General features: G+C 74.9%; 21 protein-coding genes, 1 tRNA gene and 1 pseudogene. 11 read left to right on the top strand and 12 right to left on the bottom strand.

Features of this window, described 5'->3' with window-relative positions:
* Window positions 1-9: 9 nt before the first annotated feature.
* The 5 genes from AB0N63_RS17240 to AB0N63_RS17260 form a co-directional block, all read right to left on the bottom strand.
* Window positions 10-681: an endonuclease gene (locus tag AB0N63_RS17240; RefSeq protein WP_365529819.1), complete on the bottom strand. Its 672-nt coding sequence runs from the start codon at window positions 679-681 to the stop codon at window positions 10-12.
* Entirely contained in the window at window positions 678-1,025 is a 348-nt protein-coding gene (locus AB0N63_RS17245; protein WP_365529820.1) for a DUF3140 domain-containing protein, read from the bottom strand. The genes AB0N63_RS17240 and AB0N63_RS17245 overlap by 4 nt, the downstream gene beginning before the upstream one ends.
* Before the next feature lie 73 nt (window positions 1,026-1,098).
* Window positions 1,099-1,581, bottom strand: coding sequence for a DNA starvation/stationary phase protection protein (locus AB0N63_RS17250; protein WP_365529821.1), 483 nt, complete (start codon window positions 1,579-1,581; stop codon window positions 1,099-1,101).
* Window positions 1,578-1,835 carry a WhiB family transcriptional regulator gene (locus AB0N63_RS17255; RefSeq protein ID WP_365529822.1) on the bottom strand — a complete coding sequence of 86 codons (258 nt, stop codon included), beginning with the start codon at window positions 1,833-1,835 and terminating at the stop codon, window positions 1,578-1,580. Before AB0N63_RS17255 ends, AB0N63_RS17250 begins: the two co-directional genes overlap by 4 nt.
* 194 nt (window positions 1,836-2,029) lie before the next feature.
* Window positions 2,030-2,845, bottom strand: a complete 816-nt coding sequence (locus tag AB0N63_RS17260) for an alpha/beta fold hydrolase (RefSeq protein WP_365529823.1) — start codon at window positions 2,843-2,845, stop codon at window positions 2,030-2,032.
* Between the two features lie 187 nt (window positions 2,846-3,032).
* On the opposite strand from AB0N63_RS17260, the gene AB0N63_RS17265 reads away from it, so the two are divergent.
* Both AB0N63_RS17265 and AB0N63_RS17270 read left to right on the top strand, forming a co-directional pair.
* The gene (locus AB0N63_RS17265; RefSeq protein WP_365529824.1) at window positions 3,033-4,220 is read left to right on the top strand and encodes a thiolase family protein; all 1,188 of its coding nucleotides are present in this window, start codon (window positions 3,033-3,035) and stop codon (window positions 4,218-4,220) included.
* A gap of 94 nt (window positions 4,221-4,314) precedes the next feature.
* Window positions 4,315-5,823 (top strand): long-chain fatty acid--CoA ligase, encoded by a 1,509-nt coding sequence (locus AB0N63_RS17270; protein WP_365529825.1) that lies wholly within the window; start codon window positions 4,315-4,317, stop codon window positions 5,821-5,823.
* Window positions 5,824-5,965: 142 nt separating this feature from the next.
* Here the strand turns inward: AB0N63_RS17270 and AB0N63_RS17275 are convergent, their stop codons facing one another.
* Window positions 5,966-6,154 (bottom strand): hypothetical protein, encoded by a 189-nt coding sequence (locus AB0N63_RS17275; protein ID WP_365529826.1) that lies wholly within the window; start codon window positions 6,152-6,154, stop codon window positions 5,966-5,968.
* 296 nt (window positions 6,155-6,450) lie between these two features.
* Between AB0N63_RS17275 and AB0N63_RS17280 the strand changes: the two genes are divergently transcribed.
* Together AB0N63_RS17280 and AB0N63_RS17285 are read left to right on the top strand one after the other, a co-directional pair.
* A complete protein-coding gene (locus AB0N63_RS17280) occupies window positions 6,451-7,584 on the top strand; it encodes a serine/threonine-protein kinase (protein ID WP_365529827.1) in 1,134 nt (377 codons plus the stop codon).
* 109 nt (window positions 7,585-7,693) lie between these two features.
* Entirely contained in the window at window positions 7,694-8,152 is a 459-nt protein-coding gene (locus AB0N63_RS17285; RefSeq protein ID WP_365529828.1) for an RpiB/LacA/LacB family sugar-phosphate isomerase, read from the top strand.
* Window positions 8,153-8,187: 35 nt separating this feature from the next.
* Here AB0N63_RS17285 and AB0N63_RS17290 read toward each other — a convergent pair whose 3' ends face one another.
* Window positions 8,188-9,378: a galactosyldiacylglycerol synthase gene (locus AB0N63_RS17290; protein WP_365529967.1), complete on the bottom strand. Its 1,191-nt coding sequence runs from the start codon at window positions 9,376-9,378 to the stop codon at window positions 8,188-8,190.
* 291 nt (window positions 9,379-9,669) lie between these two features.
* Between AB0N63_RS17290 and AB0N63_RS17295 the strand changes: the two genes are divergently transcribed.
* The 3 genes from AB0N63_RS17295 to AB0N63_RS17305 all read left to right on the top strand — a co-directional run bounded on the left by AB0N63_RS17295 (window position 9,670) and on the right by AB0N63_RS17305 (window position 12,455).
* Window positions 9,670-10,518 (top strand): SDR family NAD(P)-dependent oxidoreductase, encoded by an 849-nt coding sequence (locus AB0N63_RS17295; RefSeq protein ID WP_365529829.1) that lies wholly within the window; start codon window positions 9,670-9,672, stop codon window positions 10,516-10,518.
* 10 nt (window positions 10,519-10,528) lie between these two features.
* Window positions 10,529-11,476 carry a DMT family transporter gene (locus AB0N63_RS17300; protein ID WP_365529830.1) on the top strand — a complete coding sequence of 316 codons (948 nt, stop codon included), beginning with the start codon at window positions 10,529-10,531 and terminating at the stop codon, window positions 11,474-11,476.
* A gap of 139 nt (window positions 11,477-11,615) precedes the next feature.
* Complete coding sequence (locus tag AB0N63_RS17305; protein WP_365529831.1) at window positions 11,616-12,455, top strand: polysaccharide deacetylase family protein; 840 nt, start codon at window positions 11,616-11,618, stop codon at window positions 12,453-12,455.
* An 84-nt stretch (window positions 12,456-12,539) separates the two neighbouring features.
* Here the strand turns inward: AB0N63_RS17305 and cobF are convergent, their stop codons facing one another.
* Together cobF and AB0N63_RS17315 are read right to left on the bottom strand one after the other, a co-directional pair.
* Window positions 12,540-13,310, bottom strand: a complete 771-nt coding sequence (cobF, locus tag AB0N63_RS17310; RefSeq protein ID WP_365529832.1) for a precorrin-6A synthase (deacetylating) — start codon at window positions 13,308-13,310, stop codon at window positions 12,540-12,542.
* 93 nt (window positions 13,311-13,403) lie between these two features.
* On the bottom strand, window positions 13,404-13,952 hold the full coding sequence (locus AB0N63_RS17315; RefSeq protein WP_365529833.1) for a DUF309 domain-containing protein: 549 nt from the start codon (window positions 13,950-13,952) through the stop codon (window positions 13,404-13,406).
* A gap of 102 nt (window positions 13,953-14,054) precedes the next feature.
* On the opposite strand from AB0N63_RS17315, the gene AB0N63_RS17320 reads away from it, so the two are divergent.
* The 3 genes and pseudogenes from AB0N63_RS17320 to AB0N63_RS17330 form a co-directional block, all read left to right on the top strand.
* Window positions 14,055-14,128 (top strand) — tRNA-Pro (locus AB0N63_RS17320).
* 199 nt (window positions 14,129-14,327) lie between these two features.
* Complete coding sequence (locus tag AB0N63_RS17325) at window positions 14,328-14,504, top strand: hypothetical protein (protein WP_365529834.1); 177 nt, start codon at window positions 14,328-14,330, stop codon at window positions 14,502-14,504.
* Window positions 14,505-14,963: 459 nt separating this feature from the next.
* Window positions 14,964-15,242, top strand: a pseudogene (locus tag AB0N63_RS17330) (TauD/TfdA family dioxygenase); the annotation flags it as partial.
* A gap of 118 nt (window positions 15,243-15,360) precedes the next feature.
* Here AB0N63_RS17330 and iolD read toward each other — a convergent pair.
* From iolD to iolC, 3 genes are all read right to left on the bottom strand, one after another.
* Window positions 15,361-17,250 (bottom strand): 3D-(3,5/4)-trihydroxycyclohexane-1,2-dione acylhydrolase (decyclizing), encoded by a 1,890-nt coding sequence (iolD, locus tag AB0N63_RS17335; RefSeq protein WP_365529835.1) that lies wholly within the window; start codon window positions 17,248-17,250, stop codon window positions 15,361-15,363.
* A 63-nt stretch (window positions 17,251-17,313) separates the two neighbouring features.
* Window positions 17,314-18,207 (bottom strand): 5-deoxy-glucuronate isomerase, encoded by an 894-nt coding sequence (gene iolB / locus AB0N63_RS17340; protein WP_365529836.1) that lies wholly within the window; start codon window positions 18,205-18,207, stop codon window positions 17,314-17,316.
* A gap of 66 nt (window positions 18,208-18,273) precedes the next feature.
* Window positions 18,274-19,320 carry a 5-dehydro-2-deoxygluconokinase gene (gene iolC / locus AB0N63_RS17345; RefSeq protein ID WP_365529837.1) on the bottom strand — a complete coding sequence of 349 codons (1,047 nt, stop codon included), beginning with the start codon at window positions 19,318-19,320 and terminating at the stop codon, window positions 18,274-18,276.
* A gap of 300 nt (window positions 19,321-19,620) precedes the next feature.
* Between iolC and AB0N63_RS17350 the strand changes: the two genes are divergently transcribed.
* Window positions 19,621-20,523: a sugar phosphate isomerase/epimerase gene (locus tag AB0N63_RS17350; RefSeq protein ID WP_365529838.1), complete on the top strand. Its 903-nt coding sequence runs from the start codon at window positions 19,621-19,623 to the stop codon at window positions 20,521-20,523.
* Window positions 20,524-20,722 lie beyond the last annotated feature (199 nt).

Genomic DNA, 20,722 nt, shown 5'->3' on the forward strand with positions numbered 1-20,722 from the left:
CGACGGTGGTCACCCGGAGGCGACGGAATCGGCGATCTTCTTGTCCAGGGCCGCGCGCACCAGCGCCGCCGCGAGATGGGCGGGCGGGGTGTCGCCGGCCAGGTCGACGAGCCGGCCGGGGTCCTTGGGCAGGCCCAGCCGCTCGGCGCCGGACAGGGCCTTGGCGTCCAGGTAGGGGGCGGGCTCGGGCCACACGTCCTGGACCTCGCGCAGGAAGATGTCCGCGCCGGCCGGCCCCAGGCCGGGCACCTCCTGGAGCAGGCCGCGCAACGTGCCCACGTCGCCGCCCGCCTCCCGGTGCATCCGGCGCAGATCGCCGCCCCAGCGGTCCAGGACCAGCTCGGCGCCCTCGCCGAGCTGGGTGGCGGTGCGCTCGTCGTAGCGCCGGTAGCCGCCGCGGCCGAGCGCGTCCACGCGCTCCTGCCAGTCGGCGTCGGCCATGCGGCGCGGATCGCGCAGCCCGGCCTCGGCCAGCTCGCGGGCGGCGGCCACGGCGACCGAGCCGCGGATGCGGGCGCTGAGGAGGACGGCGAGGACCAGCAGCCGGTACAGCGGCTGCGGGGTGTCCTTCAGCGTGATGCCGGCCTCCTCGGCGAACGTCTCGCCGTGCGCATCGACCAGCTCGTGCAGCACCCGGCCGCCGTCCCGGTCCCGGCGGCCGCCGTCGCTCCCCTTGGTCACCGGCTCGCCTTGAGCGGGTCGTGGCCGATGGTCATCAGCCGGTGCCGGCGGCCGGTGTCCCCGGCGTCCTCCGGCTCGGGCTCGTTCTCGAGGTCCACCTGGGAGGTGACCGTGTCGACGACCTTCCGCATCACCCGGAGGTCGTCGTCGGTCAGGTCGGTGCGCCGCTTCTGGAGGATGGCGAGCACATGTTGCCCGGTGGGACTGCCCGCGTCGTCGGGCAGCGGCTCGGCGTCCTCCGCGGCGTCCCGGACCCGGAGCCAGGCGGCCAGTTCCTGCGAGGTCATGTTCACCACGCGGTGGAAGTCCTCCCACAGCGCGTCGAGTTCGAGGGCGTCGGTCATCTCTGCCCCTTTCGTTCGTGGTGCCGTTCGACGGGCCGGGCGCCCCGCACGGACCGGCGGGCGCCGTGCGGGGTCAGCCCTCGTGGGAGACGTTCTCGGCCGCGAACATCCAGCGCTGCTTCTCCAGTTCGGCGGTGATGGAGATCAACAGGTCCTGGGTGACCGGGTCGGGCTTGTCGGTCGCCTCGATGCGCTCGCGCAGCCGCACGATGGCGGCCTCCAGGGACTCGACCATCACCTCGACCACGTCGGAGTCGCGCACCCAGCCGTCCTTCGGGCCGGGCAGCGTGAACGCCGAGGCGATCGTCTCCGGCCGGCCGTCGGGGGAGACGCCGAGCGCGGCGGCGCGTTCGGCCACCGTGTCGGCGAACTCGCGGGCCGCGGACACGACTTCGTCCAGCTGCAGGTGGATGGAGCGGAACCGGGGGCCCACGATGTTCCAGTGCGCCTGCTTGCCGATCAGTGAAAGCCCGAGAAGATCCACGAGGGTGCTCTGCAACGCGTCCCCGGTGACCTGGAGGGCGGAGTCGGAAATCGTGCTCTTCACGACAGTCATACGGTGGTTCTCCTTGCGACATCGTCCTGGGCGGTACGGAGCAGTGCGACGCGTTCCTCCTCGCTCATCCCGCCCCACACACCCGTGGTCTGCGCGCTGCCGAGCGCGAAGGACAGACACTGGGTGCGCACGGGGCAGCGGGCACACACGCGTTTGGCCGCGGCGATCTCCCGCCGCGCCGGTCCGACGGCGCCCACGGGGAAGAACAACTCGGGGTCCTCGCCCACGCAGGCGGCACTGCGCAACCACTCCATGGTCGCGCGGGTGCCCGGTGCCGACGCCCGCAAACAGGGCGGACGCGCCCGGCACCGGTCCGCGCGGCGGGTCCCGGAGTCGCCCGGCCCGGACCGACGTGCCGGACTCGGCGCGTGTCCGCGCGCCGGGCCGGGCCCGGCCCCGGCCGGTGTCAGCGCGGCAGGCCGGGTCCGACCGGCCCCCCCGGCTGGTGTCAGCGCGGCAGGACCCGGTCCAGGAACCCGGTCAGGTCCGCGAACACCTCGGCCCGGTTCGTCTCCTCGAACACCTCGTGCCGGGCGCCGGGATACACGTGTTCCGTCAGGTCCCCGCCCGCCCCGGTCAGCCGCTCGACGCCGACCCGGCTCCCGGCGAGCGGGACCAGCCGGTCGTCGTCCCCGTGCAGCCACAGCACCGGCAGCGCCCCGACGCTCCCGCCCGCGGCCGCGGTCGCGAGGGTCCGGGCGAACGCCTCCAGCGTCGGCCGCTTCATCGGCCCGTGCCACACCAGCGGGTCGGCCGCGTATGCCGCGCCGACCGCCGGGTCCCGGGACAACGCGGCCGGACTGACGGACGTGTCCGGGATCTCGTCCAGGGCGAGCAGCCGGCCCGGCAGCTCCCAGTTCCCGACGACCGGACCCGACAGCACCAGCGCGGCCAGCTCCTCGCCGTGGCGCTGGGCGTAGCGGGCGGAGACCAGCCCGCCCATGGAGTGGCCGACCAGCACCAGCGGCAGTCCCGGGTGCGCGGTCCGGGCAAGATCGGCGACCGTGTGTACATCGCTCACCACGTCCTCGAAGTCGTCCACGACCACCCGCTCGCCGGCCGACCGGCCGTGGCCGATGTGGTCGGGCGCGTACACGACCGCGCCGTGCGCCCCGAGGACGCCGGCCACTTCCGCGTACCGTCCGCCGTGCTCGCCGTAGCCGTGGACCAGGAGGGCGGCGTAGCGCGGGCGGGGGTGCGGCCACTCGTGGACGTGGAGGGCGCCCCGGGTTCCGGCGAGGACGTGCGAGCGGGCGTCGGCCATGTCTTCCTCCTCCTGCTGCGGGGCGGGCGCCCGGCGGGGGTCCCCTTGCCGGGTGGGCTGGACGGGGGGATCTTCCCAGGGGGCCGGTCCGAGGTCTATAGTCCAAAACTAGCAGTGCTAATTAATGATTGGCAGTGCCGGTGAATCATCCGTGCGAGGCCGTGTGAGCCGTCTGAGGAGTTCTGTCGTGCGCCCCGTCCACTTCGCGGCCGCCCGCCGCACCCCGATCGGCAAACTGCGCGGGGCCCTGTCCGGCATCCGCCCCGACGACCTGGCCGCGCGGGTGATCCGCGCGCTGGTCGCCGATGTCCCCGCGCTGGACCCGGCCCGCATCGACGACGTCTACTGGGGCGCCGCCAACCAGGCGGGCGAGGACAACCGCAACGTCGCCCGGATGGCCGTCCTGCTGGCCGGCCTGCCCGACTCCGTCCCGGGCGCCACGGTCAACCGGCTGTGCGCCTCCGGCCTGGAGGCCGTCACCGCCGCCGCCCGCACCATCGCGGCGGGCGAGGCCGACATCGTGCTCGCCGGCGGCTCCGAGTCCATGAGCCGCGCCCCCTTCGTGCTGCCCCGCCCCGACGAGGCCCTGCCGCACCGGATGGAGACGTACGACACCCGGCTCGGCTGGCGCCTGGTCAACCCGGCGATGAAGGACCTGCACGGCGTGCTGGCCATGGGCGAGACCGCCGAGGAGGTGGCGGCCCGGCACGGCATCGCCCGCGAACGCCAGGACGAGTTCGCGCTGCGCAGCCACCGGCTGGCCGCCCGGGCCCGCAAGGACGGCCACTTCGACGACGAGCTGCTGCCCGTCGAGCACCCCGACGGCACCGTCGTGGACAGCGACGAGTGCGTCCGCGAGGACACCTCCTACGAGAAGCTGGCCCGCCTCAAGCCCGTCTTCCGCGCCGGCGGCACGGTCACCGCGGGCAACGCCTCCCCGATGAACGACGGCGCCGCCGGTCTCCTGCTGGTCAGCGAGGAGGCACTGAACGACCTCGGCCTTGAGTCCCTCGGCCGCTACGTCGCCGGCGCCTCCGCGGGCGTCCACCCCGACGTGATGGGCCTCGGCCCGGTCCCCGCCACCCGCAAGGCGCTCGCCCGCGCGGGCTGGGGCGTCGGGGACGTCGAGGAGGCCGAGTTCAACGAGGCGTTCGCCGCCCAGGCCCTGGCCTGCGTCGACCAGCTCGGCATCGCCGAGGACCTGGTCAACCCGAGCGGCGGCGCGATCGCCCTCGGCCATCCGCTCGGCTGCTCCGGCGCCCGCATCCTGACCACGCTGCTGCACCGCATGCGCCGCACCGGCGCGGCCCGCGGCCTGGCCACGATGTGCGTCGGGGTCGGCCAGGGCACCGCCGTACTCGTCGAACGGCACTAGCCGCAACAGCCGTACGACCGCCGACGGGGGCGTCCGACAAGGACCAGCACGACCACGAGCCGCAACGAAGCCGCACCGAAGGAAGTACCCCTCCATGGCAACCCTCTCCGTCGCCGCGATCCTCGCCGAGAACGCCAAGCGCCGCCCCGACCGCACCGCCCTGGTCGAAGGCGATCTGCGGCTCACCTTCGACCAGGTGTGGCGGCGGGCCCGCGCACAGGCCGGCGCCCTCGTGGAGCTCGGCGTACGGCCGGGGGACCGGGTCGCCCTGATGGCCCCCAACACCGCCGAGTTCCCGCTGGCGTACTACGCGATCGTGGCCGCCGGCGCGGTCGTCGTCCCGGTGCACCTGCTGCTGTCGGCGACGGAGGTCGAGCACGTCCTCAAGGACAGCGGCGCCGGCCTGCTGCTGTGCCACCCGGCCCAGGCGGCCACGGGCGGCGCCGCCGCGGACGCCGTCGGGGTGCGCGTGGTCACCCTCGGCGCGGAGCTGGAGCAGCTCGCCGCCGAGGCCGAACCGCTGCCGTCCTACCTCACCCGGGTCGCCGACGACCCGGCCGTCGTCTTCTACACCAGCGGCACCACCGGCGTCCCCAAGGGCGCCGTGCTCAGCCATTTCAACCTGGTGATGAACGCCACCGTCAACGCCTTCGACGCCAACGACATCCGCCCCGACGACATCGCGCTGGGCGCCCTGCCCCTCTTCCACGCCTTCGGTCAGACCGTCTCCATGAACTCCACCTGGCGGGCCGGGGCGACCCTCGTGCTGCTGCCCCGCTTCGACGCGGCGCGTGCCATCGAGCTGATGGTCAAGGAGGGCGTCAACACCTTCCACGGCGTGCCGACCATGTTCGTCTCGCTCGCCGCCGCGGCGGCCGACGCCGGCGCGCTGCCCGAACTGCGGGTGTGCGTCTCCGGCGGCGCCTCCCTGCCGGTCGCCGTGCTGGAACGGTTCGAGGCGGCGTTCGGGGCCACGATCTACGAGGGCTACGGCCTGTCCGAGACCTCCCCGACGGCCAGCGTGAACCAGCCCTGGTTCGGCACGAAACCCGGCACCATCGGCCACCCGCTGTGGGGTGTGGACGTGGAGATCGCCCGCGCCGACGCCGAGGACCGCATCGAACTGCTGCCGCCCGGCGAACTCGGCGAGGTCGTCATCCGCGGCCACAACGTCTTCTCCGGCTACCTCGGCCGCCCGGAGGCCACCGCCGAGGCGCTGGTGGACGGCTGGTTCCGCACCGGCGACCTCGGCACCAAGGACGACGAGGGCTTCCTCAGGATCGTCGACCGCAAGAAGGACGTGATCATCCGCGGCGGCTACAACGTCTATCCGCGCGAGGTCGAGGAGGTGCTGCTGCGCCACCCCGGCGTCGGCCAGGCGGCCGTCATCGGCCTGCCGGACGAACTGCACGGCGAGGAGGTGTGCGCGGTGATCGTCCCCGCGCCGGGTGCGCCGGCCGACGCGGACGAGGTGACCGCGTGGTCCAGGGAGCGGCTGGGGCGGCACAAGTACCCGCGCCGGGTGGAGTTCGTGGACGCCCTGCCGCTCGGCCCGAGCATGAAGGTCCTCAAGCGCGAGCTGCGGGCGAGGTACGGCGGCTGAGTGCTCCGGGCGGGCGCGGGGGCGGGACCGGGCGAGGGCGACAGAGGAAGTGACCTCGCCCGGACCAGGGGCGCGGACGACCGCGCGCCCGGCCCCCCGGACCCGCACACGGGACCAGATCGCCGAGGCGGGCGGCAGCCGCTCAGCCGCGCGAGGCGGAGCCCACCGGCACCTCGGAGTTCGCGGCGCGCTCCAGCGCCGCCCGCACCTGGTCGTAGCGCTGCACGTCCGACCAGACGTCGCTGCGCCGCGACCGCCCGGCGCAGCAACTCCACACGCTCGCCATGAACACGGTCGCCAACGGGATGAGCAGCCAGGTCAATGGGTCCAAGATCGTCCTCCCTTTCCCGTGCGGATCAGCGGGTACGGCGACGATGACATACATGATCAGTTCTACATATTTGTACGAGAAGCGACTTCCTGCTTTTCACTCATAAGGGTTCAGTGGGGCACACCGAACGCCCGCCGGCCGCCGTACCGGAGGCGAGGCGACGGTCGGCGGCACGCCAAGTGATCGTTAAGATGGGCCGGTTGCCGCGACCCGGAAGCGGTGTCCGGCTGCCGCCGCGCCCGTCACCGGGGGCGCGGTCATGAGGGTGGGACTTCGGGGATTGAGGCGGTCTACGGGTGCTGGTGGCGGATCGGTACCGGCTGCACACGGTCATCGGGCGCGGCGGGATGGGCGAGGTCTGGCACGCCCAGGACGAAGTGCTCGGCCGGCCGGTCGCGGTCAAGGTACTGCTGAACGACGTGGCCGACGCTTCGGCCGAGGCACGGTTCCGGCTGGAGGCGCAGACCTCCGCCCGGCTCAACCATCCCAACGTCGTCGGCACCCTCGACTTCGGCACCTGGGAAGGCCGCTGCTTCCTCGTCATGGAACTGGTCGACGGCGGCAGCCTCGCCGCCGAGCTGACCGGCGGCGGCCCGCTGCACGCCGACCGGCTCGCCCAGGTCGCCCAGGAGGCCGCCGAAGGGCTCGCCGCCGCACACGAACAAGGCATCGTGCACCGCGACGTCAAGCCGGGCAACCTGCTGAGCGACCGCCACGGCACCATACGCATAGCCGACTTCGGCATCGCCCGTTTCGTGGACGACCCCTCCGCAGGCCTCACCACCACCGGCCAGATCGTCGGCACCGGCCTGTACCTGGCGCCCGAGCGCGCCATCGGCACCCCGGCGTCCTCCGCCTCCGACATGTACTCGCTGGGCTGCGTCCTCTACCAACTGGCCGTCGGCCACCCGCCCTTCGAGGCCGACACCCCGACCGCGCTGCTCTACCAGCACGTCGACGCTCCGCCCGTGCCGCCGCACCAGCGGGGCGCCGCGCTGCCGCCCGCCTTCGAGGCGTATCTGCTGAGCATGCTCGCCAAGCGCCCCGAGGACCGGCCCACGGCTCGGCAGGCCGCGGACTGGTTCCGCAGCGGCGCCTGGCGCGGCGCGCCAGAACCGCTGCCGCCGGAGCTGCCGGGCGCCGTCGAGCCGTACCGGCAGGCGGGCCAGTGGGACACGGGAGCCGGCCGCCACCGGGGCGCGCGCCAGCCGTCCGCCGGACCGGCGCGTCACCAGGGCGCCCCGGGCCGGGGCCCCGCCACGCCCTCCCCCTCCGGGGCGGACACCGGCTGGAGCACGAGCGTGCACCGGGTGGCCCCGCGCCGCCCGGGCGTGCGCACCTCGGTGCGCCGCCACTTCCGCGTCCTCGCCGTCCTCGGCGGCGCCGCCCTGTTCCTCTGCGCGCTGCTCCTCGGCATGAGCCTGTTCTAGGTGTGGTGTCCCGGCCCGCTTCCCGCACCGGGTCCGGTTCCCCGTCGGCTCCGGACCCTGGGACTTCAGAGGTGCCGGCGCCCCGGCCCCGGGCGATACGCTCCGGGACATGCGGATCTCCGTCTCCTCCGACATGGACGAACCCGTGGCCCGAGCCCTGGTGGCCCGGTTGCGCGAACGCGGCCACGAGGTGCTCACCCACGGCGCCCTGCGGCCTGGCGCCGACCCCCAGTGGGCTGCGTGCTCGCGGGCCGCGGCCCAGGACGTCGCCGACGGCCGGGCCGACCAGGCCGTGGTCTGCTGCTGGACCGGCACCGGCGCGTCCATCGCCGCCAACAAGGTGCCCGGCATCCGCGCCGCCCTGTGCACCGACGCCTACACGGCCGACGGCGCACGCCGCTGGAACGACGCGAATGTCCTCGCCCTCGGGCTGCGCCTGACCTCCGAGCCGCTCCTGACCGAGATACTCGACGCCTGGTTCGCCGCCGAGCCGAGCCAGGACAGCGACGACCGGGAGAACGTCGCCAGGATCGCCCGCATGGACGAGGGCCGTACGGGGCGTTCGTAGGGCCTGCGGGGGTACGGATCTGCGGGGCCGTGAAGCTACGGGTACCCGCGGGTCTGCGAAGGCCCGCCGGCCGTCCCGGCGCGTACGACGTGGGTCAGCGTGTCCCCGCGGAACAGCGCGTGCCCGGCCGCGATCCGCCGCTCGCGTTCCGGACCGTCCGCCGTGAGGCGGGCCAGGGACCGCAGCAGGGCGGCCTCGTCCGGGGCGTGGTCGGACACCCCGAGCGTCGCCATCCGGCGTACGCCCTCGGCCCCGTGCCCGGGCAGCGGCCGGTACCCGACGACCGGCAGCGACGCGGCGAGGGCCTGCACGGCGGTCTGCCCGGCCGCGTTGTCCACCAGGGCGGCGCACGCGCGCAGCAGCTCCGGCATGTCCGTCACCCAGCCGGGGGTGAGGACGCCGGGCACGGCGGACAGGGCGCGGCGCAGCCGCTCGTTGCGCCCGCACAGCACGACCGGCAGAAAACCGTGCCCGGCCAGCAGCCGGGCGGTGCCCGCCAGACCCGCCCCCGCGCCCCAGGCGCCCGCCGACAGCAGCACGGCGGGCCGCCCGCCACCGAATCGCTCGAACCGGTCTGGCCATCCGGCCGACCCGCCCGTCCCAGCGCACGACCCGCCCGTCCCTGCCTCCGTTGACCCCGATCCGCCCGTTCCCTCATCTGGTGCCTGCGACCCGACAGCACCGGACCCGACCCCTCGTGACCCGGTGCCGAAAAAGGAGGGAGCCACCACGGGGCCCGGCGCCTCCGCCGGCCGGCCGAGCGCGCCGCGCACCTCGTCGGCGGCCTCGTCCGTGACGCACAGATGCAGGTCGTTGCCCGGATGGAGCCACTGCCGGTGCACCGCGAAGTCCACCACGACCACCGCGCTGGGGACCCGCAGCGTCCCGCGGGCCCGCAGGTGCCCGGTCAGTTGCGCCGCCAGATGGAAGACGGGCACGACGACGTCCGCGCGGGTCTCGCGCACCAGCCGCAGCAGCCGGCCGCTCGCCAACCGGGCCAGCGGGGTGCCACTGGGCCGGGGACGGGGGCCCGGCCTCAGAAAGAAGTCGTAGATGCCCCCGTAGACCCACGGACAGTGCCGGACGGCGGTCTGGTAGAAACCGCGCAGTCCGTCCCCCAGGCCGTACGGCAGCAGGGCTAGCACATCGACGACGTACGCCTCCTTGCCGGCGGCGCGGGCCCGCCGCGCCAGCTCCGCGGCCACCGTGTCATGTCCCGAGCCCATGCTCGCGCTGACGATCAGCAGCCGCGTGGCCTCCGGCTCGGACGAGTGGCCGTACGCCTGTCCACCCTGAGGGCCCCGGGCGGCGGGCAGGGGTGGCGGCGCGGGTGTTTGGGACGACACTGGAAGTGAGTAACCCTCACCCAGCGCAGTCAAACGAACAGCCCCGCAACCCCGACCGTTCCAGCGTTTCGGTTCCGGCCCCCGGGATACCTCACCCCCGGCACGGCCGTCCCGGACCGCCGGGGCCGCACCGGCGGCCCACGGTCACCGTCGACCCAGAGGTGCGCTCCGATGTCCCAAGCCCCTTCCCGCGCCCGGTCAGGCTCCAGGACCCCGGTCGAGGCCCCGGCGGTGCCGAGCACCTCGCGCCGCCACGCGGTCGGCGGCACACCGCTCGGCGGGGGCGCGCTCGTGACCGGCGCCTCCTCCGGGATCGGCGCGGCCGTCGCCCACCGGCTGGCCGCGGAGGGCGGCTGGCACCTGGTCCTCAACGGACGCGACCGCACCCGACTGGAGGAAGTCGCCCGGGGCACCTCCGCGCTCGCCTATCCGGCGGATCTGTCCGGGCCGGACGCCGAGCGGCGCCTCGCCGAGTTCGCACTGGACAGCGTCGGCCGGGTGGACCTGCTGGTGGCCGGGGCGGGCATCGGCTGGGCCGGACCGTTCCACACCATGCCGCAGCACACCATCGACGAGATGTTCGACGTCAACGTCCTCGCCACCCTGCGGCTCGTACGGCTGCTGCTGCCCGGCATGGTCGGCCAGGGCGCCGGCCGCGTGGTCATCATCGGCTCCCTGGCGGGCACGGTCGGGGTGCGCGACGAGGCGGCCTACTCCGCCACGAAGGCCGCGCTGAGCGCCTTCGCCGACGCCGTGCGCTACGAACTGCGGGGCACCGGGGTGGGCATCAGCCATGTCGTGCCCGGCGTCGTGGACACCCCGTTCTTCGACCGCCGCGGCGCACCCTACCGGCGCTCACGGCCGAAACCGGTCCCGGCGAGCCGGGTCGCCGACGCGGTGTGGGAGGCGGTCGCGCGCGGCCGGGACGAGGTGTACGTCCCCGGCTGGACACGGCTCCCCGGCCGGGTGCGCGGCGCGGCCCCCGCCCTGTACCGCCGGCTCGCCTCGCGCTTCGGCTGAGAGGGCCGGGGTGAACGCGCTCACCGTCCTCCTCGCCCTGCTCGCCGCCTGCGCCAACGCCACCGCCTCGGTCCTGATGCGGCGCGCCGCGATGGAGCCGGGGGCGATCCCGAGCGGTGCTGACGGCCTGTCCGGCTCGCCGAGCCCGTCGCGTCGCGGCCGGCGGCTGTCGTGGGCGGCCGGGGCCGGCCTGCTGGCCGGGTCCGCCGTGGCGCAGGCCGCCGCGCTCGCCGTGGGGAGCCTCTCGGTCGTCCAGCCGCTGCTGGCGAGCGAACTGCTGTTCATGCTCGCCATCGGCGGAGCCGTCTTCCACCGCCGCCCGGGCCGCACCACCTGGCTGTCCTTCCTGGCGCTGGCCGCGGGCCTCGCCCTCTTCCTCGGCGCCGCCGCGCCGTCCGCCGGCCGGTCCACCGCCGACGCGTCGCGCTGGGTCCCCGTCGCCGTGGGCGTGGGATGCGCGGTGCTCGTCCTGGTCGTGGTCGCACGGCTCGTCCGCGCCGCGCCCCGGGCGGCCGTCCTCGGTCTGGCCTCCGCCGTGCTGTTCGCGGTGACGGCCGCGCTTCTGAAGGAGGTGACGGGACGGTTCCCCGAGGGCCCGGAGGCCCTGGCGGCGCACTGGACGACGTACGCCACCGCCGTCGCCGGCCTCGCCGCCTTCGGGCTGCTCCAGTGCGCCTTCCGGGCCGGCTCCCTGGTCGCCTCCCAGCCCGCGCTCACCCTGGGGGACGCGCTGGCCGGCACGGCGCTCGGCTGGGCGCTGTTCGGGGAGCACATCGCGCTGGGCGCGCGCGTCCTGCCCGAGGCGGCCGGCCTCGTCCTGATCGCGGCGGGCACGGTCGGCCTGGCCCGCTGCCCCGAGGTCTCGGGCGAGTGGGACGCCCGACCCGCGGCGACGACCCCCCGCCCCGTGGCCGCGCGGAACGGACGACGCCGCCAAGCACCGGCCGAGAGCAGGTGACCGACACCCGAACGGGCCCGGGAGGGCACCACGACGGGCCTGAGCGCACCGAGGACGGCCTGACCGGAGCGGAGCGGCGGCCGTGACAGGGGCAGGGACCGGAGCAGAATTCCTCGACCGGAGCAGAAGGGAGCAGGCCATGGGGGAGACGACACCGACACGTGGCAGCGCGCGGACGGTCGCGGCGGCCCTGGCGCCGTTCGCCGTCGCCGCCGCGCACATCGTCCCGGCCGCCACCTGGCTGCCGCGCTTCCGCGCCGCCTGCCTCCCGCGCCTGGCCGGCCACGGCCACCCGGGCCATGTGGCGCTCACCTTCGACGACGGCCCCGATCCCGCGTCCACGCCCCGTTTCCTGGACGAACTGGACCGGCTCGGCGTGCGCGCCACCTTCTTCGTCCTCGGCGAGAGCGTCGTCCGCCATCCGGAAGTCACCCGGGACATCGCCGGGCGGGGCCATGAGATCGGCGTGCACGGCTGGACCCACAGCCGTCCCTGGCTGCCCGCACCCGGCCGCGACCTCGGGGAGACCGCGCGGGCCGTGCGCGCCGTGCACGAGGTCACGGGCATCCGCCCGGTCTGGTACCGGCCGCCCTACGGCATCCTCACCGGCGGCCGCTGGACGGCGGCCCGGCGGCTCGGCCTGCGTCCGGTGCTGTGGACCGCCTGGGGCCGGGACTGGACGGCGCGGGCCACGCCCGCCTCGGTCGAGGCCACGGTCCGTGCCGACCTGCGCGGCGGCGGCACGGTCCTGCTGCACGACTCCGACCGCGCCTCCGCGCCCGGCTGCTGGCACGCGGCCCTCGGCGCCCTGCCCGCCCTGGCGACCGCCTGCCGCGAGGCCGGCTGGCAGGTGGGCCCGTTGTCCGACCACGGGGTCGGCCGGAACGGGCCCGGACGGCCCCTGGACCGGCGGCCGCACCGGCCTGGCTTCCAGCACTCCGTATCCCGCGCGGCCACACCCGTGGCCGAGCCGCGGTGACACGGGACGCGACGCTCGCCAGGACGCGCTCGGCGTCGGGGGAGGCCTCGCCCCCGGCGGGCCGGCGCGCCCGCGCCCGACTGCTTACTCCCGTGGCCGGCGGCGCAGCAGATAGGTGTCCATGACCCATCCCTTCCGCTCCCGCGCCTCCGCGCGCAGCCGCTCGATCCGGGGGCCCGCCTCGGCGATCGGCCCCGAGACGAGGATCTCGTCCGGGGTGCCGATGTAGGCGCCCCAGTAGATGTCGATGTCCTGATCGGCGTACTGCCGGAAGACCTGGTGGGCGTCGAGCATCACCACCACGTCGTCCACGCCCTGCGGGAACCCCTCCGCGAGCCGCCGCCCCGTGGTGATCTGCACCGGCCGGGCGACCCGGTTCAGCCCCGTACGGTGCCGGGCCACCAGCGCGGAGACGCTGCTGACGCCGGGCACGACGTCGTACTCGAACGCCACCGAGCCCCGGTCCAGCACCTCCTCCAGAATCCCGAGCGTGCTGTCGTACAGGGACGGATCGCCCCACACCAGGAACGCGCCGCGCCCGTCCGCGTCCAGTTCCCCGGCGATCAGCCGCTCGTAGACGTCCGCGCGGGCGCTGCGCCAGTCCCCGACGGCGGGGGAGTAGCCGGCCCCGTCCGCCGCCCGGTCCCGCTCCGGGTCCCGCGCCTCGACCACGCGGTACGTCCCCGCCGGCACATGCGCCTCCAGGATGCCCCGGCGCAGCTGGACGAGGTCCGACTTCACCTCGCCCTTGTCCAGGACGAAGAACACGTCCGTGTCGCGCAGCGCCCTGACCGCCTGGAGGGTGAGCTGGTCGGGGTCGCCCGCGCCGATGCCGATGACATGGATCTTTCGCACGCCCCGAGTCTGCCGTACGGCGCGCACGGGGCGTACACCGGTGCGGCACCGACCGCGAGACCGGCGGGCCCGCTCGGGCCCCGGGGGGAACCGTCAGCCGCTGGGACCGCTGGGGCCGCTGGAGCCGCCGCGCAGCCGGGGCGCTCGCGCGGCCGCGTCCACGGTCCCGGCAGTGCCGTCCTCGACCGCGTCCGCCAGCTCCCGGGCCCAGGCGACCAGCCCGTCCGTGTCCATGCCGTGCGGATCGCGCACCCCGGTCTCAGCCGTCCACTGCGTCACGGCGCCCGCCCCGCGCCGCAGCAGCCGGGCGCCGCCGGTGGTGTTGCCGCGGGCCGCGTGGGTGAGCCCGACGGCCAGCTGCGCCAGCCCGCGCCACAGGGTGCGCTCGATGTCCGGGCCCGACTTCCAGGCGTCCTCGAACACCTCGTGTGCGTGGAACGGCCGCCCGGCGTCCAGCAGCGCCTGCGCCTCGGCCACCGTCTCCGGGGGCGTGCGCACCACCCCCTCGGGCTGCCGGGGCACGCCGTCGGCGCCGTAGGACAGGGGGCGGCCGAGCCCGTCGCGCGGCCGGGCGTTGCGCGCCCGCCCCTCGCTGTCCCGGTCCCGCGCGCCGTCGGGCCGCCTGGAGGATGCACTGCTCATGGGTCGATTCTCCCCCTGGCTCCGCGCCCCTTTCGGCGCGGGGCCGGACGTGCGGTAAAGTGACGTTCGCGCGATCACGCGGTTCACCCGCCGTGACCGCGACGGGACGTGGCGCAGCTTGGTAGCGCACTTGACTGGGGGTCAAGGGGTCGCAGGTTCAAATCCTGTCGTCCCGACTCGTGAGAGTCGTAGTCCAGGGCCGGCTTCGGAGACATCCGAGACCGGCCTTCGGCATTCCCGGGGGCCGCGTCGGCGAGGACGAGCGGGGCGTGGGCGGGCTGCTGTACCTCCTGCGTCCGGTTCGGGGCCGCACTCGGTCTGTCGTCGGCCGGCGCGGTCCTCACCGCCGCGACCGACGGCGCCGGGCCGCAGGCCGTGCTGGACGGCTACCGCGCCGCGCTCGTCGTGCCGCTGCTCGCCGTGTCCGTCGCCGCCCTCGGTCTGCACGGCCGCGCGGGGGAGCTGGCCGGTGGCCCGGCCTCGGCGAGAGGCCCGCTGCCGGAGCCGGCGGGAGCGGCGGGTTCGGCGCGAACGGCGGATGTCCCGCGCTGACCCATCGGTGGCGGATGAGGGCCGGAACCGGCCCTCATCCGCCACCGGGTCGTGGTCCGTCCCCCGGGCGCTTCTCCTGCACACCGGACACCAGCACCGGCACCGGCACCCGGTACGTCGGCCATGGGCCAAGTGGCCTATGTGACGGCCTTGTTCACACTATGAGATCACCCCACTCGACGCCCCGGGAGAAGAAGCGCAGTTCAGCGATGTGATCGTGACGCCCAGCAGGCGTGCGTGCCGTCGCCACCGCGACCGGTCTCAACCGGCCGTCCACTAAGTGGGACGTCTCTTGGTGCCGTGCTGTGGCTCCTGTAGAAATGGGCCCCATGAATCACGAGCCTTTGGTGCGACGCCTGGTCATCGACCTGTGCCGACGCGCGGCTCCGTGTTGTCGCTGACCCCGCGTCGCTGACCTCCGACGCTCCCCACCACCGTCCGACGGTCCCGCTCGGGCCGGTGTTCGTCAACCCGGGCTTCACCTCGCACATCGTCGGCGTCTCCGAGCACGAGAGCCGGGGCCTGCTCGACATCCTCTACGCCCACCTCACCAAGCCGGAACACGTCGTGCGCCACCGCTGGCAGCGCGGCGACGTCGCCCTGTGGGACAACCGCAGCACCGCTCACTACGCCAACCGCGACTACGGCGACCAGCACCGCGTGATGCACCGCATCACCCTGCGTGGCGACACACCCGTCGGCCCGGCCGGCGTGCCGTCCGCAACCGGCGGCACGTAGCCACGACACACACCTGGCCAGCCGCGTCCACCCGGGTTCCGAAGCCGCCCGCCGCGCCGGCGGCGGCGTCCCGGCACCCGCCCCGCCGCGCTGCATCCGCAGTCCCGGCCCGCCGCCCTCACAGCGGGCGGCGCCGCCGCGCCGCCTCGCGGACGTAGCGCTCGCGGGCCTCGACCGCCGCCGGCCGGGCGGCCACCTCCGCCACCGGCACGTCCCACCACGCCTGTGCCCCGGGAGCGTCCCCGGACGGGTCCGTCTCGACGTACACGCACGTCGGACGGGCGGCGGCGCGGGCCGTGCGCAGCGCCGCGCGCAGCTCCGCCACGGTCCTGGGGCGCAGTACGTCCATGCCGAGGCTCGCGGCGTTGGCGGCCAGGTCCACGGGCAGCGGCTCCCCGGTCAGCGAGCCGTCGGGCGCGCGCCGCCGGTAGGCCGTGCCGAAGCGTTCGGCGCCCACCGACTCCGACAGGCCGCCGATCGAGGCGTACCCGTGGTTCTGGATCAGCACCACCTTGATCGGCAGTTCCTCCTGGACGGCCGTGACGATCTCGGTCGGCATCATCAGATACGTCCCGTCGCCGACCAGCGCCCACACCGGGACGTCCGGCGCGGCCTGCTGCACGCCGATCGCGGCCGGGATCTCGTAGCCCATGCAGGAGTAGCCGTACTCCACGTGGTACTGGCGCGACGAGCGAGCCCGCCACAGCTTGTGCAGATCGCCGGGGAGCGAGCCGGCCGCGTTGATCACCACGTCCGTGTCGTCCACCACCGAGTCCAGCGCGCCGAGCACCTGCGTCTGGCTCGGCACGGCGCTGTCGTCCGCCGCCCGGTACGCCGCCTCGACCACCTTCCCCCACCGCTCCTTGCCCGCCCGGTACCCGGCCTCGTACGCGGCGGCCACCCGGTGTCCGGCCAGGGCGTCGGCGAGCGCGGTCAGCCCGGTGCGGGCGTCGCAGACGAGGGGGGACGCCGCCAGCTTGTGGGCGTCGAACGAGGTGATGTTCAGGTTGACGAACCGTACGTCCGGGTTCTGGAAGAGGGTGCCGGAAGCGGTGGTGAAGTCGGTGTAGCGGGTGCCGACGCCCACGACCAGGTCGGCCGTGCGGGCCAGCTCGTCGGCGACCGCCGTGCCGGTGTGCCCGATGCCGCCCACCTCGGCCGGATGGTCGTGGCGCAGCACACCCTTGCCCGCCTGCGTGACGGTGACCGGGATGCCGGTGGCGTCCGCCAGCGCCGCCAGCGCGCCCTCGGCCGCGCTGTGCCGGACGCCGCCGCCGGCCACGATCAGCGGACGGGCGGCGCGCCGGATCGCGGCGGCGGCGTCGGCGAGTTCGGCCGGGTCGGGAGCGGGCCGCCTGACCCGCCACACCCGCTCGGCGAAGAACTCCACCGGCCAGTCGCGGCTCTCCGCCTGCACGTCCTGCGGCAGCGCGAGGGTGACCGCGCCCGTCTCGGCCGGATCGGTCAGCACCCGCACCGCCTCGAGCGCGGACCCGATCAGCGCCTCGGGCCGGGTGATCCGGTCGAACCAGCGGGAGACGGGCCGCAGGGCGTCGTTGACGGACACGTCCCCCGCCGAGGGGTGCTCCAGCTGCTGGAGGAGCGGATCGGCCACGTGGGAGGCGAAGTAGTCGCCGGGCAGGAGCAGCACCGGCAGGCGGTTGATCGTGGCCAGCGCCGCGCCGGTGACGAGGTTGGTCGCGCCCGGCCCGATGGACGTGGTGACCGCCTGGGTGGACAGCCGCCCGCGCTGCCGGGCGTAGCCGACCGCCGCGTGCACCATCGCCTGTTCGTTGCGGCCCTGGTGATAGGGCATCACGTCCGCGTGGTCGACGAGGGCCTGGCCGATGCCGGCGACGTTGCCGTGCCCGAAGACGCCCCACATCCCGGCGATCAGCCGGTGCCGTACGCCGTCCCGCTCGGTGTGCTGGGCGGCGAGGAAGCGCACCAGGGCCTGGGCGACGGTCAGCCGGACCGTGGACGCGGGCGGCCCGCTGGGCTCGGTCATGGTCGGTACCTCACTGACATCGGGGATCTCACGGGGGTCGGGTCGCCGGGCCGCTTCGGCGGCTTACGGAGAAGGAGGCGTGTACAGGGGCAGCCGGGGGTCGACCGGCTGGTCCGGCCAGGTGTCGCGGACCCAGGCGTGGTCGGGGTGGTCGCTGATCAGCCAGGCGCGCTCGGGGTCCGGGCCCGCCATGACGTTCAGGTAGTACATGTGGTGGCCGGGCACGGCCATCGACGGACCGTGCCAGCCGTCCGGGATCAGGACGACGTCGCCGCCGCGCACCTCGGCCAGCACGTCCGTGGCCCGGCCGTGTCCCGACGGCGCGACCCGCTGGTAGCCGAGGCCCGGGACGCCGTCGTGCGCGGCGAACTCGAAGTAGTAGATCTCCTCCAGCACGGACTCCTCGCCGGGGCGGTGCTCGTCGTGCTTGTGCGGAGGGAAGGAGGACCAGTTGCCGCCCGGCGTGAGCACCTCGACCGCGATCAGCCGGTCGCAGGCGAACACCCCGGCCGCCGCGAAGTTGTTCACCTGCCGGGAGCAGGCGCCGCTGCCGCGCAGCTCCACCGGCACCCCGGCGGCGGGACCGTAGCGGGCGGGCAGCCGCCGGGTGCACCGGGCCCCGGTGAGCGCGAACTGTCCGCCGCGGGGCGCGAAGACGGTCGCCCGGGCGTCGCGCGGCACGTACGCGAAGTCACTGACACCGTCGAACACGCTGTCGCGGCCGGTGAGGCGGAACATCTCGTGGCCGAAGTCGTCCACGGCCGTCACCGTGCAGCCGCCGCCGAGCGGGAGCACGATCCACTCGCTGTCGCCGGTGTCGAAGGTGTGCGAAGCGCCTTCCGGCAGCTCCAGCACGCGCAGCCCGGCGTGGCCCCAGCCGGCGTACTCCGGGGTGACGGCCACGGCGTACGGGCCGTCGGCGGCCTGGCCGGCGGGCAGATGGTACGGGCTGGACATCGGCTGCCTCCTCGACGGGCGGGCGAAACACCGGGGTATCGGGCGGGGTGTCGGAAGAGGCCGTGATCAGGGCGGGGGCGGGGAGGTTCCGGCGGCGGCGCGGGCGAGGAGGGCGTCGACCTCGGCGCCGGTGGGCATCGCGGCCGAGCAGGCGAGTCGCGAGGCGACCAGCGCGCCGGCCGCGTTGGCGTAGCGCATCGTCGTCGTCAGGTCCCAGCCGGCCAGCAGCCCGTGGCAGAGCGCGCCGCCGAACGCGTCGCCCGCGCCGAGCCCGTTGACGACCTCCACCGGTACGGGCGGGACCGAGGCCCGGGCGCCGTCGCGGTGCACCGCCAGCACGCCCGCGGGACCCTGTTTGACCACGGCCAGCTCCACTCCCGCCGCCAGCAGCGCCTCGGCGCAGGCCTCCGGCTCGCGCACACCGGTGGCGACCTCGCACTCGTCCAGGTTGCCGACCGCGACGGTGGCGTGGCGCAGCGCCTCGGCGTAGTGGGGGCGGGCCCGCTCGGCGCCGCCGGGAGGGCCGGGCCGGACCGGACAGACGCCGTCGGAGGCTTCGCCGCCGCCCGGCCAGAACATGGGGCGCCAGTCGAGGTCGAAGACCGTCGTGCCCGTCCGGGCGCGGGCCGCCAGCGCGGCGAGTGTGGCCGAGCGGCTGGGCTCCTCGCTCAGCCCGGTGCCGGTCACCCAGAAGACCCGGGCCGCGCGGATCGCGTCCAGGTCCAGTTCGCCCGGGTGGATCTCCAGGTCGGGCGCCTTGGGGCGGCGGTAGAAGTAGAGCGGGAAGTCGTCCGGCGGGAAGATCTCGCAGAACGTGACCGGCGTCGGGAGCGCGTCGACCGGCGCGACCCAGCGGTCGTCCACGCCGAACTCCTTCAGCGCCTCGTGCAGGTAGGCGCCGAACGGGTCGTCGCCGGTGCGGGTGATCACGGCGGCGGACCGGCCGAGCCGGGCGGCGGCGACGGCCACGTTGGCCGCCGAGCCGCCCAGGAACTTCCCGAAGGTCTCCACCCGCGCCAGGGGCACCCCGGACTGCAGCGGGTACAGATCGACCCCGATGCGGCCCATGGTGATCAGGTCGAAGACCTGGGCGGACCCGTCTGGCTCGGCCATGCGCGACGCTCCTCGATCGAACCGGGGCGGCGCCGGATCGCGGGGCCGCCGCCTCCCAGGTGTAGGTCCCCCGGCGCACTCCTGTCCATGCTTGGCTTTGTACATACATACGGACCTGTCCGGGGAAGGACGGGTTGACGGCGTCCCAGGGTGCGGGAAGCATGGACCGCTCCCCGCTCCCCGCTCCCCGCTCCCCGCTCCCCGCATCCCGCTCTCACACCCCGCGGACCCGCCCGAGGCCATGGCCGCCGGGTCGGCTCCCGGACCCGTACCGGCGTCTTCGGAAGGGAAACCGCTGACATGGCCCCCGTCCTCGACCGCATCCGGGTCGGCTCGGCCCCGGACTCCTGGGGCGTCTGGTTCGCCGACGACCCCCGCCAGGTCCCCTGGCGGCGCTTCCTCGACGAGGTGGCCGAGGCCGGCTACTCCTGGATCGAACTCGGCCCCTACGGCTACCTCCCGACCGACCCGGCCCGTCTCGCCGACGAGGTCGCCCGGCGCGGCCTGCGCGTGTCGGCGGGCACCGTCTTCACCGGACTGCACCACGGCCCGTCCGTCTGGGAGTCCACCTGGGACCAGGTCGGCCGGGTCGCCGCCCTCACCCGGGCCATGGGCGCCCGGCACCTCGTCGTCATCCCCTCCTTCTGGCGCGACGACAAGACCGCCGAGATCCTGGAACCGCCCGAGCTGACCACCGAGCAGTGGGTCCACCTGACCAAGGGCATGGAACGCCTCGGCCACGAGGTCAAGGAGACCTACGGCCTCGACATCGTCGTCCACCCGCACGCCGACACCCACATCGACACCGAGGTCCACGTCGAACGCTTCCTCGACTCCACCGACTCCGAACTGGTCAACCTGTGCCTGGACACCGGGCACTACGCCTACTGCGGAGGCGACAGCGTCGAACTGATCGAGACCTACGGCGAGCGGATCGGCTATCTGCACCTCAAGCAGGTCGATCCGGCGGTCCTCGCCGAAGTCGTCGCGGACGGGCTGCCGTTCGGACCGGCCGTCCAGCGCGGGGTGATGTGCGAACCGCCGTCCGGCGTACCGGAGCTGGAGCCGGTGCTGGTGGCCGCGCAGCGGCTGGGGGTGGACCTGTTCGCCATCGTGGAGCAGGACATGTACCCCTGCGACCCGGAGCGTCCGCTGCCCGTTGCCGTACGCACCCGGCGCTTCCTGCGGTCCTGCGGGGCGTGAGGGGCGGTTGCCGTGGGGCGTCGGGAGCCGCTCCCGCGAGGTGTGGCGGGCGGTTCCCGCGGGGGTGCGACCGGGTGGCCTTGCGCGAGGGAGCGGGCGGTCCCGTGGGGCGTGTGCGAGACGGTGCGGGGCGGCGCCGGGACGGGGAGCCCGCCCGAGCCGGCTCCCGCCCGCCGTACGCCCGTGACCTTGCCGCGCT

The organism is Streptomyces sp. NPDC093260 (genome assembly GCF_040683715.1).
Lineage (GTDB): Bacteria > Actinomycetota > Actinomycetes > Streptomycetales > Streptomycetaceae > Streptomyces > Streptomyces sennicomposti.

What these genes read in the sequence shown, in the direction of transcription:
- AB0N63_RS17245 (WP_365529820.1), bottom strand. Translation starts at nt 1,025, where the DNA reads ATGACCGACGCCCTCGAACTCGACGCGCTGTGGGAGGACTTCCACCGC.
- AB0N63_RS17250 (WP_365529821.1), bottom strand. Translation starts at nt 1,581, where the DNA reads ATGACTGTCGTGAAGAGCACGATTTCCGACTCCGCCCTCCAGGTCACC.
- AB0N63_RS17255 (WP_365529822.1), bottom strand. Translation starts at nt 1,835, where the DNA reads ATGGAGTGGTTGCGCAGTGCCGCCTGCGTGGGCGAGGACCCCGAGTTG.
- AB0N63_RS17260 (WP_365529823.1), bottom strand. Translation starts at nt 2,845, where the DNA reads ATGGCCGACGCCCGCTCGCACGTCCTCGCCGGAACCCGGGGCGCCCTC.
- AB0N63_RS17270 (WP_365529825.1), top strand. Translation starts at nt 4,315, where the DNA reads ATGGCAACCCTCTCCGTCGCCGCGATCCTCGCCGAGAACGCCAAGCGC.
- AB0N63_RS17285 (WP_365529828.1), top strand. Translation starts at nt 7,694, where the DNA reads ATGCGGATCTCCGTCTCCTCCGACATGGACGAACCCGTGGCCCGAGCC.
- AB0N63_RS17290 (WP_365529967.1), bottom strand. Translation starts at nt 9,378, where the DNA reads ATGGGCTCGGGACATGACACGGTGGCCGCGGAGCTGGCGCGGCGGGCC.
- AB0N63_RS17295 (WP_365529829.1), top strand. Translation starts at nt 9,670, where the DNA reads ATGTCCCAAGCCCCTTCCCGCGCCCGGTCAGGCTCCAGGACCCCGGTC.
- AB0N63_RS17305 (WP_365529831.1), top strand. Translation starts at nt 11,616, where the DNA reads ATGGGGGAGACGACACCGACACGTGGCAGCGCGCGGACGGTCGCGGCG.
- AB0N63_RS17315 (WP_365529833.1), bottom strand. Translation starts at nt 13,952, where the DNA reads ATGAGCAGTGCATCCTCCAGGCGGCCCGACGGCGCGCGGGACCGGGAC.
- iolD (WP_365529835.1), bottom strand. Translation starts at nt 17,250, where the DNA reads ATGACCGAGCCCAGCGGGCCGCCCGCGTCCACGGTCCGGCTGACCGTC.
- iolB (WP_365529836.1), bottom strand. Translation starts at nt 18,207, where the DNA reads ATGTCCAGCCCGTACCATCTGCCCGCCGGCCAGGCCGCCGACGGCCCG.
- iolC (WP_365529837.1), bottom strand. Translation starts at nt 19,320, where the DNA reads ATGGCCGAGCCAGACGGGTCCGCCCAGGTCTTCGACCTGATCACCATG.
- AB0N63_RS17350 (WP_365529838.1), top strand. Translation starts at nt 19,621, where the DNA reads ATGGCCCCCGTCCTCGACCGCATCCGGGTCGGCTCGGCCCCGGACTCC.